This window comes from Pantoea sp. PvP021, from assembly GCF_054056055.1.
Window position 1 is genome coordinate 43,067 of sequence record NZ_JBSRXX010000011.1, and the last position, 15,220, is coordinate 58,286.

15 protein-coding genes, 1 other RNA gene and 1 pseudogene are annotated in these 15,220 nt (G+C 50.9%); 10 read left to right on the forward strand and 7 right to left on the reverse strand.

Annotated features, from left to right (window positions below):
• Positions 1-63: 63 nt before the first annotated feature.
• The 6 genes from ACVKSX_RS21110 (at position 64) to ACVKSX_RS21135 (ending at position 6,326) form a co-directional block, all read left to right on the forward strand.
• Entirely contained in the window at positions 64-1,239 is a 1,176-nt protein-coding gene (locus ACVKSX_RS21110) for an AAA family ATPase (protein WP_208443356.1), read from the forward strand.
• 39 nt (positions 1,240-1,278) lie between these two features.
• Entirely contained in the window at positions 1,279-3,795 is a 2,517-nt protein-coding gene (locus tag ACVKSX_RS21115) for a S8 family peptidase (RefSeq protein WP_354439551.1), read from the forward strand.
• Positions 3,795-4,007, forward strand: coding sequence for a hypothetical protein (locus ACVKSX_RS21120; protein WP_047348133.1), 213 nt, complete (start codon positions 3,795-3,797; stop codon positions 4,005-4,007). Before ACVKSX_RS21115 ends, ACVKSX_RS21120 begins: the two co-directional genes overlap by 1 nt.
• Positions 4,000-4,731: a hypothetical protein gene (locus ACVKSX_RS21125; protein ID WP_354439549.1), complete on the forward strand. Its 732-nt coding sequence runs from the start codon at positions 4,000-4,002 to the stop codon at positions 4,729-4,731. Before ACVKSX_RS21120 ends, ACVKSX_RS21125 begins: the two co-directional genes overlap by 8 nt.
• Before the next feature lie 107 nt (positions 4,732-4,838).
• Complete coding sequence (locus ACVKSX_RS21130; protein WP_354439547.1) at positions 4,839-5,792, forward strand: DUF4365 domain-containing protein; 954 nt, start codon at positions 4,839-4,841, stop codon at positions 5,790-5,792.
• Positions 5,793-5,846: 54 nt separating this feature from the next.
• Positions 5,847-6,326: a hypothetical protein gene (locus ACVKSX_RS21135; RefSeq protein WP_354439545.1), complete on the forward strand. Its 480-nt coding sequence runs from the start codon at positions 5,847-5,849 to the stop codon at positions 6,324-6,326.
• Between the two features lie 202 nt (positions 6,327-6,528).
• On the opposite strand, the pseudogene ACVKSX_RS21140 reads toward ACVKSX_RS21135, so the two are convergent.
• The 3 genes and pseudogenes from ACVKSX_RS21140 to smpB all read right to left on the reverse strand — a co-directional run bounded on the left by ACVKSX_RS21140 (position 6,529) and on the right by smpB (position 8,853).
• Positions 6,529-7,775 (reverse strand): annotated as a pseudogene (locus ACVKSX_RS21140) (integrase).
• A 190-nt stretch (positions 7,776-7,965) separates the two neighbouring features.
• Positions 7,966-8,327: a transfer-messenger RNA gene (ssrA, locus tag ACVKSX_RS21145) on the reverse strand.
• A 43-nt stretch (positions 8,328-8,370) separates the two neighbouring features.
• A complete protein-coding gene (gene smpB, locus ACVKSX_RS21150; RefSeq protein WP_010257694.1) occupies positions 8,371-8,853 on the reverse strand; it encodes an SsrA-binding protein SmpB in 483 nt (160 codons plus the stop codon).
• 158 nt (positions 8,854-9,011) lie between these two features.
• Between smpB and ACVKSX_RS21155 the strand changes: the two genes are divergently transcribed.
• Positions 9,012-9,446 (forward strand): type II toxin-antitoxin system RatA family toxin, encoded by a 435-nt coding sequence (locus ACVKSX_RS21155; RefSeq protein WP_010257692.1) that lies wholly within the window; start codon positions 9,012-9,014, stop codon positions 9,444-9,446.
• On the forward strand, positions 9,439-9,732 hold the full coding sequence (locus ACVKSX_RS21160; protein WP_010257690.1) for an RnfH family protein: 294 nt from the start codon (positions 9,439-9,441) through the stop codon (positions 9,730-9,732). Before ACVKSX_RS21155 ends, ACVKSX_RS21160 begins: the two co-directional genes overlap by 8 nt.
• Before the next feature lie 95 nt (positions 9,733-9,827).
• On the opposite strand, the gene bamE is transcribed toward ACVKSX_RS21160, so the two are convergent.
• The 3 genes from bamE to nadK form a co-directional block, all read right to left on the reverse strand.
• Positions 9,828-10,175, reverse strand: coding sequence for an outer membrane protein assembly factor BamE (gene bamE / locus ACVKSX_RS21165; protein WP_010672176.1), 348 nt, complete (start codon positions 10,173-10,175; stop codon positions 9,828-9,830).
• Positions 10,176-10,361: 186 nt separating this feature from the next.
• A complete protein-coding gene (gene recN / locus ACVKSX_RS21170; RefSeq protein WP_346449921.1) occupies positions 10,362-12,023 on the reverse strand; it encodes a DNA repair protein RecN in 1,662 nt (553 codons plus the stop codon).
• A gap of 84 nt (positions 12,024-12,107) precedes the next feature.
• The gene (nadK, locus tag ACVKSX_RS21175) at positions 12,108-12,986 is read right to left on the reverse strand and encodes an NAD(+) kinase (protein ID WP_010257685.1); all 879 of its coding nucleotides are present in this window, start codon (positions 12,984-12,986) and stop codon (positions 12,108-12,110) included.
• Between the two features lie 122 nt (positions 12,987-13,108).
• On the opposite strand from nadK, the gene grpE reads away from it, so the two are divergent.
• Positions 13,109-13,690: a nucleotide exchange factor GrpE gene (gene grpE / locus ACVKSX_RS21180; RefSeq protein ID WP_010257683.1), complete on the forward strand. Its 582-nt coding sequence runs from the start codon at positions 13,109-13,111 to the stop codon at positions 13,688-13,690.
• 59 nt (positions 13,691-13,749) lie between these two features.
• Here the strand turns inward: grpE and ung are convergent, their stop codons facing one another.
• The gene (gene ung, locus ACVKSX_RS21185; RefSeq protein WP_187494674.1) at positions 13,750-14,430 is read right to left on the reverse strand and encodes a uracil-DNA glycosylase; all 681 of its coding nucleotides are present in this window, start codon (positions 14,428-14,430) and stop codon (positions 13,750-13,752) included.
• A 242-nt stretch (positions 14,431-14,672) separates the two neighbouring features.
• Between ung and grcA the strand changes: the two genes are divergently transcribed.
• Positions 14,673-15,056 carry an autonomous glycyl radical cofactor GrcA gene (gene grcA / locus ACVKSX_RS21190; protein WP_010672180.1) on the forward strand — a complete coding sequence of 128 codons (384 nt, stop codon included), beginning with the start codon at positions 14,673-14,675 and terminating at the stop codon, positions 15,054-15,056.
• The last annotated feature ends 164 nt before the right edge of the window (positions 15,057-15,220 follow it).

Below are 15,220 nucleotides of genomic sequence, written 5' to 3' on the forward strand. Positions count from 1 at the left end.
ATGCAGCAGAAGGGCTCTCTATAATCTAAAAATCATTTAACTGGATAAATAAACAGGTGTTATGTGGAGAACTTTAAAATCGTAGCGGCTTTATGCCGGCAGATTATCAAGGATGGGGCCTCCGCAGGTGCTTTGCAGCAGATGGAGCGCCTTTATGATGCCCTCAGAAACGATCAGCAGGTTGCAGAAGCAAAGCTGCTCAGAGGACTGATTAACAAAGCCAGTACGCTCAAAACGCTGGAGCCAGCCAGGGTTGAGCTCTCCCGTGTCTCATTTCTCAGAAAGCAGGAGCTCAGGGAAAGCGTTAAAGTGCCTGTGGATAAAGAAAGTGGGTCTCCCCTTGCACACATCATTTTTCCGGAAGAGCTTGCCACTGCCGAGCTGCCGGTTATGCCCGAGGAACTGGCTTCCGCGGTCAGTCAGCTAATCGAACAGTGGAATAACCTGGATAAACTGGCCCGCTTCGGTGTGATGCCCTCGCTGAGCTGCCTGCTTTTCGGACTGCCGGGGACGGGTAAAACAATGCTTTCCTTTTATATCGCCAGGATGCTCGGGTTACCGATCGTACTGGCCAAGCTGGACGGGCTTGTTTCGTCGCTACTGGGTACCAGTGCAAGAAATATCAATAACCTGTTTGATTTTGCAGCTCAGTATGACTGCCTGCTGCTACTGGACGAGTTTGATGCTGTGGCTAAAGCCCGCAATGACAAACATGAGGTTGGAGAAATCAAGCGTATCGTCAACACATTACTGCAGTGTATTGATGCCAGATCGAAAAGTGGTATGACGCTGGCAATTACCAACCATGAAGTATTACTGGATCCAGCAGTCTGGCGAAGATTTGAGATGCGTATATTGATACCTAAGCCAAATTATGCAGCGAGGTTGAAGATTATTGAAAAATACATTCATCCCTTGAGCTTTACGGCGGAAGAGATAAAATTCCTTACCGTTCTGACAGACGGATTTAACGGTTCAGATATTCAGTTAATGTTAAATAATTTCAAGAGAATGGCCGCTATTGGTAACACCGAACAGACCTTTATTGAGACTGTTCAATCATTTGCAGTTATTCATGCGGGCAGTGAAGTTAACGAATTTATGCAGTTATTATCAAATAATCAGGACGCGGCAATAATGCGCCTGTTGCATAAAAAGCATGAGTTCACGCAGAAAGAGATTGCTCTCGTTTTTGACGTTACTCAGTCAAAAGTTTCCAGAAATATAAAAGAATCCTGACTGTCATCAGGAGGTTGATTGCTAAGGATGGGGTAATATATGAAAAGAAATAATCCAGTTCAGGTTATTTTAAATTCTAAGCAGTATAAAAATACGCCGCAACGCAGAGCGATGGGTAACAATACTGATTTTTACGCCGATCGTGATGATGCCTTCAAAAAGCACAAAAGAAACCTCCTTGATGAAGTGGGAAATGTCAGAAGCCAGCTTAACCGGTCCGGTCATGATCTTGGTCTCGTTAAAGTTGAGCTAAACCCACAGGCGCTGGCAAAATCTCACCGTCCCGTTGATTCTCTCTTTCCTGGAAGTAAAGCACCTGCGGTAGGCGCGCTGGGAATAGGAGAAATGCTGATACAGGTGACGGATAAAAATCTGGTGCATCTTTACAACAAGATTGACGGTGCTGAAGAGTACACCAAAAAGGTGTATGACGAGAGGCAGGGTAAGATCGTTAATAAGCCCAGTGAAGCCAAAAGCGAGACGGGAGCTATTGACCGCATCAGTTTTTATGGCAGCGAAGAGAAAATAGCCTTTTCTGCGGAGGATAGCGCCGCCTGGCATGCCGATAAGGATGAGGGATTTGCCGGCTATCAGGTTGAACTGGTTGATTTCAGACCCGTTGACGCCAGGCTGTTTACCGTCACCAGCGATGCCATAAGTGCGATGAAGAGGTCTCTGAGGGAGCAGCTCAAAACGCTGGGGGCCGGCGTGTATGCGACAAAAATGAGCCGTTATCCGACATCATCTGAAACCATCATGATCCAGCTTCTCAGGCCGGATTCAGGCCATGATTTTAAGGTAGATTTTGACAAGCGGCTGGAGCTGAATTTTTTACCTTCTGATGTTGATAATTCCTCGAAAAGGCACCGGCTTCTGCTTTCTGTTCTCAGCGCAAGCCCGCTGGTGAAGCGTATTTCCCTGCCGCCAAAAATTTCACGGGCGAACCCGTCACACTCCCCGGTGGCGCTGGACTTCTCAATGCCCGCCCGAACGGAGGGAGAAGATTATCCCCGAGTGGGCGTCATTGACAGCGGTATCCATCATAAAGAACTGGCCCAGTGGTGTGTAGAAGTATCCGATGGCTTTGAAACTGAAGACTGCGATCCCAACCATGGCTCACAGGTGGCCAGCCTGTTGGTCTGTGGGGGCATGCTGAATCCGGAGCTTCCTAAGGTCGATGATGACGGTTGCCTGCTTTATGATATCTGGATCCCCGTTCACAGCGGCAAATCCAATACGTTCACCAGCTATTTCTTAGACCCGGGTGACTTCTTTGACTGGTTGGATATTGAGGTTGGTGATGCGGTGGCGAAGGGGTTTCGCATCTTTAACTTCAGCCTCAACTTCCGCGAGTTTGTCCGCGATGATTCCTACAGCTTTGCCGCCACGCAAATCGACCGCATTTCCAAAAAATACGATGTGCTTTTTGTCATTTCTTCCGGGAACCTTCGTCCAATTGATTTCAGAGGTCCCTGGGCTTCAAGACCGGCTGCGCTACATTTCTCTGACGTAGACAGGCTTTCTCAGCCAGCGGAGGCCGTCAGCGCCATCACCGTGGGAGCGGTAAATCCGCCAGGGTGTGACATCAGCGTTCACGGTGCACCTACGGTCTATACCCGTCGCGGACCCGGCGTGGCAATGGGCGTTAAACCGGATGTGATCCACTATGGCGGGTACTCCCTGAAGACGGGTAGAACCGGACTGGTTTCCATTGATGGCAGCGGAGAACTCGTGGAAGAGGCGGGAACCAGCTTCTCCGCCCCCCTGGTATCCAAAATCCTTGCCAGTCTGGACCAGAGGACAGCAGGCAAGCTGTCACGCAATTCTCTTGCCGCTATGCTGGTTCATCACTCAGACCTGACGCTTCCACTCAGGGATAAGAGCGTGGATATCTCTTCAGCGAGGCGATTTGCCGGATTCGGCATGCCGCTGACCTCCCGCGATATGCTTCACAGTGACGACAGCAGTATTACGCTGGTGATGAGCGGAAGCCTTAAGCGCAGCGAAGTACTGGAGTTTGATTTCAACTGGCCCCGCAGTCTGACCACGGAAGGTGGGAAATGCCACGGTAAAGCTACGCTGACCATTGCCTACGATCCCGTTATTAATCAGAATTACGGCGCAGAATATTGTCGTGTCAACATTGACGCCGTGCTTCAGCAGTTTAAGCGGGACACTAAGACAGATGAATGGGCGTACCGGAAAAACTGCCAGTCAGTCTGGGACGTCCGCCTAGGTAAAGACGTTAACTATGAGAAAAGCCAGATTGACTTCGGCCTGAAGTGGTGGCCGGTCAAAAAATACGCGTTTGAAACCAAAACGAAGGCTGGCGTCGGTGCTTCTGACCAGTGGCGACTGAAAATCAGTTCAATCGAGAGGACGCCAGGGGAGTTTCCAGATGAGGAAGTTAGTTTTACCGCACTACTCACAATAGAAGACACACAGAACAGAACGAATGACCTTTTCAATGAGGTCAGACAGGAGCTCAGCGCTTATGGCATTGAGTTTGAGGATATTACCGTGACACAGCATCTCAATATCAGGGCAGGCCAGTAATGTTAAACAGAAATCTAGAGGTTCTGACCTCCTACTTCAATGGCCTGCTGGAATCAGCGCCGCAGCATCGGGAAAATGTGACAACAATCCTAGCTCAGATTGAAATCATGAAATCGCGGCCAGTTTTCTCCATGGAGCCCTCGATTCTTCTTGCCCGCAAGGAAACCGATGAATGCACGATCTGCAAGAAGCAGGTGCTGTGTGATGAGTGAGCCAAAATGTTATTTTGTGGTTTCGCGATATCCCAATGATTCCGATCCTAAGGGAATTGGCTTTTCCCCTGTTGGCAACGGGAAGGTGCCTGAGGAATATCTGGCGTTTCGCCTTGATGTGGAGCGTATTGTTCAGACCGTTAATGCGCTGTTTGAAAAGGATAATGAAAAGCGGCTAGAAGTCTACGAGCAGTTATTTCAGGCTGCGAAGGTCTGTTTCTCAGGCCGGGAGGCTGACTTTGTTCCGGCAAGCCAAGCGCTCAGTGAGCTGAAAAAGACTATCCTGAGTTCGTCATGGATTTTAGTCAGAAACCGGATAATGGGGGTATACGGTATGTATGCCCTGCTACTGATGATTATTCTTGGCGCAGCGCAGTATTTTTATACTGCTGAACTGAAAAACGTACCCGCCGTGCTCATCGGGACCTGTATAGGTTCCTGGCTGTTTGTTTCAATCAAAACCAAAAGCATCGTATTTGATGAAATCTACGAGAACATCAGCCAGCATCGCAGTCTGCTAATGAGGCTGATTTACTGCTGCACACTGTCGTCGGCTGTTACATTATGCCTTCTGGCAGGGTTTTTTGAGATTAAACTCGGGGAAGTTTCAACGGCGCTGATCCCGGGTAACGCCATCATTGCGCTGGCGGCCGGGATTTTTTTTGGGCTGGGTGAATCTTCACTTGCTACAAAACTGTCAGGCAATATTAAGGACGCTATTTAATCTCTGCGCCTGCAGAAATTGTTTGCAGCAAACTGCCATCTTGTCAGACAGTTTGCTGCACCGGCAAACCTGTTTAAGGTCTCTGACACGCTTCATAAAGGGTGATTATGGACGATAATGCGTACCCGCAGCGGCATCACTCCCACGTGACTGACAGTACAGCTAAAAGCATGCTCCGGAGCGCTATTCCGCCTGAATGGATGCTGCGGGAGCTGTCTGAAAATGACTACGGCATTGATTTTCTACTTGAGTTCACCAGCCAGGGCAATCAGGTTACGGGGCAGATTGTGGGGATTCAGCTTAAAGGCACCTCCACCGGAAATATGAGCAATCAGGGCAGCCATAGCGTTTCCGTTAAACGGAGTACGCTGAGGCTCTGGCGCAGTTATGAAGCACCTGTCGTAATTGTTCTGGTTGATACCGTATCCGGCATGATTTACTCGAAATCAATTGAGCACGAAATTCGACGGGATCCAGACAGATATATTCTGAGCACCTCAGAATCACTCAGCTTCACCTTCACTTCAGCCGACCTCTTAACCCAGGAGAAAGCGTTCAATGACTACCAGGTTGGTAAAGCCCTGCGACGTATGGACCACGACTTGCCTTCTGTGATTCAGGTCCATCGTGACTTTGTGAAGCTTTTCTGGCGTTACGGACGTGACGGACATATGCCCGTAGACGGCGATGGCACATTCGATGTGGAAAACTTCGGAAAGCATAAGTACGAGCGTCAGTTGCGTGGTGTTTATTCGCGGATGCAAAAATTGAGTTATTTTCTTGGTCTCAGTTGGAATGTGCTTACGGTTGAGGCAGTCATCCGTAATGAAAAATGGAACAGCCACGACGGGAATGAAATGATGGAGCATCATTTTACGTCTATTCTGGACCGGCTGGACATTCAGTTCCAGGATATCCTGGCACTCGTGCAAAATATTGTAGAGGCTTACAAACGGTTCTGGGAGATGGCTGACCCGGAGTTGGTAAATTTTGCGCTGAATCCCTGCCCCATGCTGTCAAAGCTTACTTGGAATGAGCGACGGAAGTATCTCGGTGATTAATTCTACTGCACTTCGTTTTGCTGATAACGGCAAAAAGACACATTAGAGGGAAGAATGATGGTTACCGCTGGATCCCGACTTAATAGCCTGTGCTATGAGTTTTTCATCGAATTTGCACGATATGAATTCTGCCTCAAAATGACGGGTTTTACGCAGGGGGACGGGGCAGCAAAGGCCAACTGGGATCGCTATGCGGCTGAGGTTGATGACATCATCGCTTCGCCCGGAACCACAGAACTGGCCGGCGCTATTGACTACATTCTGAGTCATCCTCCCAAAAAGCAGATCGTCAGAAACGGTGAACTAGCGTGGGATGAAAGCCCCGTACAGAGCACAAGTAAGGCGCAGCTGGTCCTGCTGTTAATACGCAGAATACGAAACAACCTTTTCCACGGCGGGAAGTTTAATGATCGCTGGTTTGAGCCTGAGCGAAGTGAACTTCTGATGCACCACGCGCTGATTATTTTAAAGGCCTGTGCCATGAGCCATGCGGGTGTCAGTGAGGCTTATAACTGCATGGATGTATCTTTATAGTCCCCGTACCTTCAGGCTGCTTATTCCCTGAGGGCTGAATCATCAAATCGGTCTGAGTTTCACTTTCCATTCTGCTTTTATACTACCCGGCTGCAAGTGACCTGCTCCTCGCTAATAATGCGCCACAATGTTAGAAACTTCCGCTCTTGGCATGAAGTGGCCGGTGAGTCTGCATCGCGCCCAATATCTGGGCGCGATGCAGTTAGGGCATAGATAGTAATTTAATGCCTTTAGACCCACCTTCAATAATACTTCCACGGTCTGTCGCTTGAACACAATTCGCCCACCATTGCATCATAGGTCGACGCTGTTTCAGGTAATCACTGCGGTTATAAGCGCGGCGAACCTCATTCTTATCCACATGAGCAAGTGCCGCCTCAATAACATCAGGTGGGAAGCCTTGTTCATTTAGGGCTGTACTGGCGATAGATCGCAAACCATGTGATACGAGTACTCCACCTAAGCCAGCACGCTTCAGTGCGGCATTAACTGTTTGGCTATTCATCGGCTGATTAGGTTTGATACGGCTGGGAAATATGAATTCCCGATTGCCACTTAACGGCTTCATCATTTCCAAAACAGCTATTGCCTCATCTGACAAAGTAACTGTGTGGTCACGGTTCATCTTCATGCGCGATGCAGGGATCTTCCATTCTCGTGCCTCCATGTCTACCTCATCCCAACGAGCCTCAGCCGCTTCAGCAGGGCGGGTGATGGTAAGAAGCTGCCACATGAACAGACACCTTGTTGAAAGGCTAATGCTGGCCGTTCGCATCGTCTGCATTAACTGAGGCAGCTGTTCCGGACGAATACTGGGCATGTTTTTCTTCTGCGGCTTCTCGAATGCCTTGCCAATATTGACGCTGGGAACAGCATCAATCAGGCCTGTGTTCTGGGCATATATCATGACTTCGTTGATACGTTGGCAAAGGCGACGAACTGTTTCCAGCGCTCCTCAGGCCTGAACCGGTTGGACGGCCTGAACCAGAGTATGAGCTTTGATATCTGTAACGCTGACGTCACCAACCGCAGGAAAGAGATCTCTTTCAGAGACCGCCAAATATCCTCTGCATAGTCCTAGGTCACACTGGCTTTCTTCACATTCCACCAACGTTCAGCCACGAGTTGGAAAGTATTAGTTTTGGCTTCAAGCGAACTGCGAAGTTGTTCTTGCTGATGTTCCTGCGGATCAATCTGTTTGGCCAGGAGTGAGCGGGACTCTGCCCGATAGCTTCGTGCATCAGCAAGGGTAACTGACCGGTAGGAGCCAATGCTCTTTTTCGCTCGCTTCTTGGTGACGGGGCGAATGTAGCGAAATTGCCAGATTTTACTTCCGCTGGATTTGATCAGTAGCTCAAGGCCATTGCCATCATAGAGCACATAGTCCGCTTCCTTGGGTTTGGCAGATTCGAGTTCCTTAACGGAGAGAGGTTTAGTTTGTCTTGCCATTGCCGGGTTTCCATAGTTTTAGGCACCTCAAAACAATAAAGCTTTATGAGGTGCTTAAAAAGTTCGGATTTAATTAGCTGGCTGCAGACTATGCTGGGCAAATTAAAGACACAAAAAAGCCCGCAAGGTTTTCACCTTGCGGGCTCTCAGGACTTCGATGATGGTTCTGGTAACCATCAACCAAGAATTTTGGTGGAGCTGGCGGGAGTTGAACCCGCGTCCGAAATTACTACACCGTCGGCACTACATGCTTAGTCAGTTTTTACATTCGCCGGTTAGCTGCGAACAGACACGCCACTAACAGACTAGCCTGATTGGATTTAACGCTTCAACCCCAGGCAAGGCATCCACGCGATCTCTTTTGGGTTTGACTTCTCTTGATCCCCGTCTTAAGAGCGGAAGCTAGGGAGAGAAGGCTCTAAGCAGGTTATTAAGCTGCTAGTGCGTAGTTTTCGTCGTTTGCGACTATTTTTTTGCGGCTTTTTACGAGGCAAACCGCCCCTCGGCATGCTCCTAAGGCTTCACAATCCCGTCGAGTCCAGAATCAGCCCCAGAACTTCAAATACTAACAACAAAACAACTCAAAATCCAGTGCTTAACGCTTTGAATTCTTCATGATACGTGCTTTGTCTAATTGCCATTCGCGGTCTTTGATATCATCGCGCTTGTCGTGCTCTTTTTTACCGCGTGCAACACCAATCTTCAGTTTGCACCAGGCGTTCTTCCAGTACAGCGACAGCGCCACGATGGTGTAGCCTTCGCGGTTGACGCGGCCATACAGGGAGTCGAGTTCACGTTGCTTCAGCAGCAGCTTACGGCTGCGCGTTGGGTCACAGACCACGTGGCTGGAGGCAACGGCTAAGGGTTGAAAGGTTGAACCGAACAGAAAGGCTTCGCCATCGCGCAGCAGAATATAGCTGTCGCTGATGTTGGCTTTACCAGCACGAAGTGACTTAACTTCCCATCCTTGTAACGACAATCCCGCTTCGTACTCCTCTTCAATGAAGTACTCGTGACGGGCGCGTTTGTTCATGGCAACAGTGGCAGAACCGGGTTTGTGTGCTTTTTTCTTTGTCATAGTGCGGCGTATTTTACATCACTTAGTCGGTTATCGCATCCCCAGTCCAGCGGGGCGGCAGGAAACGGGATATTCTAGCACACCCTCACTCGGGGACATTTTTGTTTAATCGCTGAAAATGCTATTATTCAGCGGTTTCGTGATGAACAGGAACCATTATGGCTCAGATTAGTCGTTCGGCGCTGGTCCCGTTTAGTGCCGGGCAGATGTACAAACTTGTAAATGATGTGGATGCCTATCCGCAATTCCTGCCGGGTTGCACCGGAAGCCGCGTGCTGGATGCGTCAGATAATCAGATGACTGCGTCCGTGGATGTGTCGAAAGCGGGCATCAGCAAGACATTTACCACCCGCAATACCCTGACAGATAACCAGAGCATCCATATGCAACTGGTTGATGGACCGTTCCGCAAGCTGACCGGCGGCTGGAAGTTCGTCTCGCTGGGCGATGACGCCTGCAAGGTTGAATTAAGCCTGGAGTTTGAATTCACCAACATGCTGGTAGAGATGGCCTTTGGACGTATCTTCAAAGAGCTTGCCAACAGCATGGTGCAGGCTTTCACTCAGCGTGCCAAAGAGGTCTACAGTGCCTGAGATCTCCGTTGAGGTGGTCTACGCCTTACCTGAAAAACAGTATCAGCTTTACGTGAAAGTGGAGCAGGGCAGTACGGTAGAGCAGGCCATCCAAAAGTCAGGGCTACTGGAACTGCGTCGGGAGATTGACCTCACCAGTAACAAAGTCGGCATCTACAGTCGGCCAGTGAAGCTGGGTGATGAGGTTAATGAGGGCGATCGTATTGAGATCTATCGTCCGCTGATTGCCGATCCCAAAGAGCTGCGCCGTCAGCGCGCAGAGCGAGCGGCAGAAAGCAAAAAATAAGTCGCTATCCTGTCAGGCTCAGTGGATAGCGGGCATAAAAAAAGGCGCTCAGTGCGCCTTTTTGCTGTCTGTTGTTTAAACGGTCTTACGTTCAATCAGTCGCTGTTTCTGGCCAGATTCTGCTTATTGTCGATGTTAGTCAGAACACCGTTGCCATCAAAGTTCAGCGTCAGCGTCTGCTGTTTCACGCGCTCATGACCTGGCTCCTGACGGAACACGTAATACCATACGTTGCTGCCAAACGGGTCTTTCATCATCGGCGTACCGAGGGTGTAAGCCACCTGTTGCTGTGTCATACCGGTATGGATCTTGGCTACGTCGTTAGCTACCAGATAGTTACCCTGGTTGATATCAGGACGATAGACCACGCGCTCTAAGGTGGAACATCCGGCGGTCATCATCAACATTACTACTGCCGCGGCAGTCAGCGTTTTACAGCGCATCTATACATTCCTTTTCCGGGGCCAAACGCCTTTTACAGGCGGTTTTCTTGCCATCAAAATCTGAACTCTGCCTGCGGCAGGCTTTATTACTTTGGCGACATAAGTGCCGATGATAATAAACCTTTTCGCTATTGGAAACCTCTACAGAGCAAGCTTATGACCCCAGCCGGTTAAAAAAGTGCGCTGCTATGCGGCTAAAAGTTCTTTTGCGTTGGCCAGGGTGTTGCGTGTGACCTCGCTGCCACCCAGCAGTCGCGCCAGTTCCTGCAGACGAGCACGCTTGTCCAGCGGCTGCATATGAGTCTCGGTCATCGCACCATCGGTCTCTTTGCTGACATAAAAATGCTGATGACCACAACCGGCAACCTGCGGCAGGTGGGTTACGCACATCACCTGAGTCGATTCGCCAAGCTGGCGCAACAGTTTACCCACCACGGCGGCGGTCGGGCCGCTGATGCCGACATCCACTTCATCGAAAATCATCGCTGGCGTTTCCATTTTCTTCGCGGTGATGACCTGAATCGCCAGGGCGATACGTGACAGTTCACCGCCCGAAGCGACTTTGCCCAGCGGCTGCAGTGGCTGACCTGGGTTAGTCGTCACCTGGAAATCAACGCGGCTCGCACCGTCTGCGGTCAGCTGATCCGGATTAAAGGTCAGCGCGATTTTAAACTGGCCATGCGGCATTGAGAGCAGATGCATACTCTGGGTAATCAGCAGCTGCAACTCATCGGCATAGTGGCTGCGCTGCTGGTGCAGCTGCTCTGCGCTTTGCAACGCTGCCTGATAGTGTTCACTCACCAGTGATTGCAGGCTCTCCTGATCGCTCTCATGCTGAGACAGCAGTTCCGCTTCTGCCAGCAGTTGCTGATGCAGTTCAGGCAGCCCTTCAGGAGTAACGTGATGCTTACGGGCTAAGGCGATCTGGCGCGAAATACGCTGTTCCAGTTCGTACAGGCGGTTAGGGTCCAGATCGAGGCTGTCGCAGTAGTGGCGCAGCTCATCGCTGGCTTCGCTCAGCTGAATCGCCGCCTCTTCCAGCAGGTTGTGAACGCCATTCAGCTTCTCATCCAGTGAGGTCAATTCTGAAATCATCTCACGTGCGCTGTAGAGCAGGCTGTTGAGATTATTGTCATCGCTGTCTGCTAACAGTTGCAGTGCTTGCTGGCTGGTCGACAGCAGCTGTCCGCTGTTGGCCAGACGCTTGTATTCTTCGTCGATCTGCTCATATTCACCCTGCTGCGGAGCGAAGTCGTTCAGCTCTTTTAGCTGATACTGCAACAACTCGCGGCGGGATTCGCGCTCCTGCGCCTGCTGCTGATGCAGCGCCAGGGTGCGGCAGCTCTGATGCCAGGTCTGATAGCTGGCGCGCATTTGCTGCAGCAGCTCGTCGTGACCGGCATAGGCATCCAGCAGATGTTTCTGATGGTCTGGTTTGAGCAGAAGCTGATGGGCATGCTGGCCGTGGATCTGAATCAGTAACTGGCCGAGATCGCGCAGCTGAGAGAGCGGCACCGCCGTGCCGTTGATAAAGCCGCGGGAACGTCCGTCAGCGCTGATAACCCGGCGCAGCAGACATTCGTTGCCATCGTCCAGATGATTATCAATCAGCCAGCGCTGAGCAGAAGGGGAAGATTTGAGCTGAAATCGGGCGCAGAGGTCGGCCCGGCTGGCGCCCTGACGCACCATGTCGGCATCAGCACGACCACCCAGACATAATCCCAGCGCATCAATCGCGATAGACTTACCGGCACCGGTCTCACCAGTGATTGCTGTCATGCCGCGTTGAAAATCAATGTCGAGCTCACGAACGATAGCGAAATTACTGATGGTCAGTTGGGCCAGCATAGGTTCACCTGTATGAATAAACACATATGGTTTTTCATACAGTATAAACTGGTTTTTTATCCAGTAAAGAGGTGATGCCGCATTTCAGAACAATTTTTTTGACCAGCCCAGTTTTGAACTCAGTGTATTGAAATAGCTGTAGTTTTTGGGGTGAATCAGGTTCAGGTGATTGGCGCTGCGTCGAATCAGTACATCCTCGCCTTCCTGAATCGGCAGCGCAATCTGGCTGTCACAGCTGATTTCCAGGTCGCTGCGGCGCGAGGAAAAGCGCAAACGGATGGTACTGCTGCTGTTGATGACCAGTGGCCGCGCTGACAGCGTATGCGGGAACATCGGCACCAGCACAATTGCTTCGAGTGACGGCGTCAGAATCGGGCCGCCCGCAGAGAGTGAATAGGCGGTCGAGCCGGTGGGTGTCGAAATAATCAGCCCATCCGAGCGCTGGGAGAAGGCGAACACTTCATCAATGTAGACTTCAAATTCGATCATGTGCGCGACTTTGCCGGGATGCAGCACCACTTCGTTGATAGCGGAGCCAATGCGCGGCGAGCAGTCAGATTTGCACACCTGCGCTTCCAGCAGAAAGCGGCTCTCGACGAAATAGTTGCCCTGTAGCACCTCATCCAGCTGCTGCTGCGCATTGTCCGGGTCAAGGTCGGTGAGAAAGCCGAGATTACCGCGGTTAATCCCAATCACTTTAATGTCGTAGCGCGCCAGCACTCGTGCTGCGCCCAGCATATTGCCATCACCGCCCACCACGACCGCTAAATCGGCCTGCTGACCAATCTCCGCCAGCGTGCCCGTCTGCACGTCGTGAAGCGACAGCTCCTGCGCAATTTGCTTCTCAACGATCACTTGATAACCTTTGGCTGTCAGCCAGCGCCAGAGCATCTCATGCGTGGTTAACGCGGTGGGATGGCGCGGATGACCCACAATACCAATGCAGTTAAAGTGTTTGTTCATCTGGTCGGTGTTCCTTATAAGCCAAAACGGTAAGGCAATGTGATAGGTTCCCTTGAATCCGTCATACCAATCCCCATAATAAGCCAACCAGCGAAATGAATGTGCAAAACGCGGAGAAATTCATGAGTAGTAAAGAACAGAACACCCCAAACGAGCAAGTCTCAGACGAAATTCAGCAGGATCAGCAGCAACCTCAGGAAGCGGAGACAGCGGCAGAGGTGGATCCGCGTGATGAGCGTATTGCTCAGCTCGAAGCTGAATTAGCGCAGTCGCAGACCGGTGTGCGCGATGCCCAGCTGCGTGCGCAGGCAGAGATTGAGAACATTCGTCGTCGTGCCGAGATGGACGTTGAGAAGGCGCACAAATTTGCGCTTGAGAAGTTTGCCAACGAACTGCTGCCGGTGATCGACAGTCTGGAACGTGCGCTGGAAGTGGCGAACAAAGAGGATCCACAGCTGGCTTCGATGATTGAAGGGATTGAACTGACCCTGAAAGGCCTGCTGGGCGCCGTGCGTAAATTCGGTGTTGAAGTGGTCGGCGAAACCGGCGTGCCGTTTAACCCGGAAGTGCATCAGGCGATGTCGATGATGGAGTCTGAAGAGTTTGAGCCAAACCATGTCATGCTGGTGATGCAGCGTGGCTATACGCTGAATGGCCGCCTGCTGCGCCCGGCGATGGTTGCGGTTTCCAAAGCTAAAAGCTGATTCAACGCCTGAATCCCGTTACACGGCCGCGCACTTACGCGGCCGTGTGCTTTCTGGCGTTAGTCAGGTAAAACCGGCGTCCAGTCCACCGGCTTTTTACCGGCAGCGCTCAGCAGCTCATTGGTTGTTGAAAAGTGTTTGCAGCCGAAAAAGCCACGGTGCGCGGAGAGCGGCGAGGGATGCGGAGCCTGCAACACGTGATGGCGCTGGCGATCGATAATGCTGCCTTTCTTCTGCGCATGTGAACCCCACAGCAGAAAAATCATCCCTTCACAGTGCTGGTTAATCGCCGCAATCACATTATCCGTAAAGGTTTCCCAGCCAAATCGCGCATGGGAATGCGCTTTGCCCGCCTCAACCGTCAACACGGTGTTCAGCAACATCACGCCCTGTTTTGCCCAGCTCTCAAGAAAGCCGTGACTGGGCTTCTGAAAGCCTGGAATATCCTGCATCAGCTCTTTATAGATATTTTGCAGCGAGGGCGGCACCTGGACGCCGGGCAGTACCGAGAAGGCCAGGCCGTGCGCCTGATGAGGCCCGTGATAGGGATCCTGACCGAGTATCACGACGTTGACGTCGCCCAGCTCCGTCAGGCGAAAGGCGTTGAACACATCTTTCTGCGGCGGATAGACCGTGACACCTGCGGCGCGTTGATCGGCGACCTGCTTCAGCGTCTCGATAAAATAGGGTTTCTCTTTCTCTTCAGCCAGCACGTCGTGCCAGGTCAGCTTTTCAGCCATGTTTAACTCCCTTAACGTTAGTGCCATAAGCTTAGCGGTTCCTGCCGCTGACCTGAAGGCAAAAATAATTTGAATAATACAAATTAAGTTTAGGTGTCAGGGGTATTGAGATCAACGGGTTAGCTTAAAAGCGGCCGGAATGCCTGATTAATATTGATACAGGTCAAAACTGTCCGAAATCAAAGGTGATATACCGGGGCCTCAAATTTGATTTATCCACGTATTACCCGGGAGACGCAATCATGATCACTGGTATCCAGATCACTCAATCAAACAATTCACAACTACTGAACTCCTTCTGGCTGCTGGACGAAGAGAAAGCCGAAGCGCGTTGCCTGTGTGCAAAAGCGGGCTACGAAGAAGATCAGGTTGTCGCCATCAGCGAGCTGGGCGAATTCGCTTACCGTGAAGTGCCGGTTGAAATCAAACCTCAGGTACGTGTTGAAGGTGGACAGCATCTGAACGTCAACGTTCTGCGCCGCGAAACGCTGGAAGATGCAGTTAAACATCCTGAAAACTATCCGCAGCTGACCATCCGCGTTTCAGGCTATGCCGTGCGTTTTAACTCACTGACGCCTGAGCAGCAGCGCGACGTGATTACCCGTACCTTTACTGAAAGTCTTTGAGCAGCCTGAGTTATCGGTTGCTGAAAATTAGCGCAAAGCGCACACAGCAATTTTTATTAATATTATGAATAAGATAAACAGTTAACTTCCCGGCACGCTGATGCCAGTGTCATGAAGAAAGCGCTCTGGCAGACAAAAGATTGTGAAAGGGCTGTTACTGATTA

Bases quoted from the DNA above. Each gene is read 5' to 3' on its own strand.
- ACVKSX_RS21135 (WP_354439545.1), top strand. From the start codon at position 5,847: ATGATGGTTACCGCTGGATCCCGACTTAATAGCCTGTGCTATGAGTTT.
- ACVKSX_RS21155 (WP_010257692.1), top strand. From the start codon at position 9,012: ATGGCTCAGATTAGTCGTTCGGCGCTGGTCCCGTTTAGTGCCGGGCAG.
- bamE (WP_010672176.1), bottom strand. From the start codon at position 10,175: ATGCGCTGTAAAACGCTGACTGCCGCGGCAGTAGTAATGTTGATGATG.
- nadK (WP_010257685.1), bottom strand. From the start codon at position 12,986: ATGAACAAACACTTTAACTGCATTGGTATTGTGGGTCATCCGCGCCAT.
- ACVKSX_RS21130 (WP_354439547.1), top strand. From the start codon at position 4,839: ATGGACGATAATGCGTACCCGCAGCGGCATCACTCCCACGTGACTGAC.
- recN (WP_346449921.1), bottom strand. From the start codon at position 12,023: ATGCTGGCCCAACTGACCATCAGTAATTTCGCTATCGTTCGTGAGCTC.
- smpB (WP_010257694.1), bottom strand. From the start codon at position 8,853: ATGACAAAGAAAAAAGCACACAAACCCGGTTCTGCCACTGTTGCCATG.
- ACVKSX_RS21115 (WP_354439551.1), top strand. From the start codon at position 1,279: ATGAAAAGAAATAATCCAGTTCAGGTTATTTTAAATTCTAAGCAGTAT.
- ACVKSX_RS21120 (WP_047348133.1), top strand. From the start codon at position 3,795: ATGTTAAACAGAAATCTAGAGGTTCTGACCTCCTACTTCAATGGCCTG.
- ACVKSX_RS21125 (WP_354439549.1), top strand. From the start codon at position 4,000: ATGAGTGAGCCAAAATGTTATTTTGTGGTTTCGCGATATCCCAATGAT.
- grcA (WP_010672180.1), top strand. From the start codon at position 14,673: ATGATCACTGGTATCCAGATCACTCAATCAAACAATTCACAACTACTG.
- grpE (WP_010257683.1), top strand. From the start codon at position 13,109: ATGAGTAGTAAAGAACAGAACACCCCAAACGAGCAAGTCTCAGACGAA.
- ung (WP_187494674.1), bottom strand. From the start codon at position 14,430: ATGGCTGAAAAGCTGACCTGGCACGACGTGCTGGCTGAAGAGAAAGAG.